This is a genomic window from Bacillus sp. K2I17 (genome assembly GCF_002209985.1).
Classification (GTDB): Bacteria; Bacillota; Bacilli; order Bacillales; family Bacillaceae_G; genus Bacillus_A; species Bacillus_A wiedmannii.
Genome location: NZ_NJGF01000124.1, coordinates 1 through 1,285, shown reverse-complemented (window position 1 = coordinate 1,285; position 1,285 = coordinate 1). Strand labels below are relative to the sequence as shown.

1 protein-coding gene is annotated in these 1,285 nt (G+C 33.7%); it reads left to right on the top strand.

Features of this window, described 5'->3' with window-relative positions; genetic code table 11:
* Positions 1-85: 85 nt before the first annotated feature.
* Positions 86-1,248 (top strand): IS3 family transposase gene (locus tag CER22_RS31025; protein ID WP_088610505.1). Its coding sequence is split into 2 segments (ribosomal slippage): positions 86-353 and positions 353-1,248, totalling 1,164 coding nucleotides; the frame shifts between segments, so codons are not numbered across the junction.
* Positions 1,249-1,285: the final 37 nt, after the last annotated feature.

Sequence of the window (1,285 nt, the reverse complement as noted above, 5' to 3'; positions counted from 1 at the left end):
TGGAGTGAACCCTTAGAATGAGACGAAAAAAACACCTCTCTAAATCGTAAGTATCAGTTATGATTTTAATGGAGGTGTTTTTCTTATGGGGAAAAAGACGCATTATCCCGCCGAAATAAAGTGGAAAGTAGTTGAAATGAAACACCAAGGATTCAAAAACAAAGAAATTATGGATGCCTTAGGAATTAAGCATGTGGCTCAAATTAAAACTTGGATGAAATGGTATCGTGAAGGCGAAACCTATCGGTTTGAACAGTCTATTGGAAGACAATCTGCACATGGAAAAGGCTTAAAAAGGTTAACAGAACTTGAACAAAAAGAATTAGAAATACGTTATTTAAAGGCAAAGATTATATTGCTGGAAAAGTGCCAAGAAATCTTAAGGAGGTGGGAGGAAAAGAAGAAATAATGAAAATGATAAAGGAATGGCAATCAGTTTTTACAATTGCAGAACTGTGTTCCATATTTAATATTTCACGTGCCACTTATTATCGTTGGAAAAAGCAGGAGAAACCAGTAACTAATCATGAAGAAAAAACCGTAATAGAAATATGTCAACATCATAAATATCGGTATGGATATCGTCGGGTTACAGCTTGTCTACGTGATCAATTTAACATCGTAATGAATCATAAAAAAGTATTACGTATCATGAGAAAATACAACGTATTATCTCGGGTTAGAAAAAAGAAAAAGATATTTGTGCTCGGCCATGAACCAGTGGTAGCTAAAAATAGAATACAACGGAGATTTAAAGCTACCAAGCCTAATGAAAAATGGTTCACTGATATCACGTATTTGATGTTCGGCAATAAGACTCTTTATTTTTCATCTATTATAGATGGGTTTAACAATGAAATTGTAAGTTATAAAATAGCTGAGACACAGGATGTTTCTCTTGTATTAGATACTCTAAAAGAGGCTTTAAGAAAGCGAAATGTGATTGATACGATTTTACATTCGGATCAAGGAAAGGTGTATACATCAAAACAATTTCAAACATATGCCACAGAAAAAGGCATTATCACAAGCATGTCTCGTACAGGAAACTGCCATGATAATGCCCTCATAGAATCCTTTCATTCTCATTTGAAATCCGAAGGATTCTATGCGCAAAATATAAAACAATCGAATAATTCTAGTATAATACAAACTGTGGATGAATACATCCACTACTATAATAATGAACGGATTCAGAGAAAATTAGATAATATGTCACCTATAGCTTATAGGAAACATATTATCTAGGTGTTTTTTCTTTGTCTCACCAAATGGGGGCAGACCA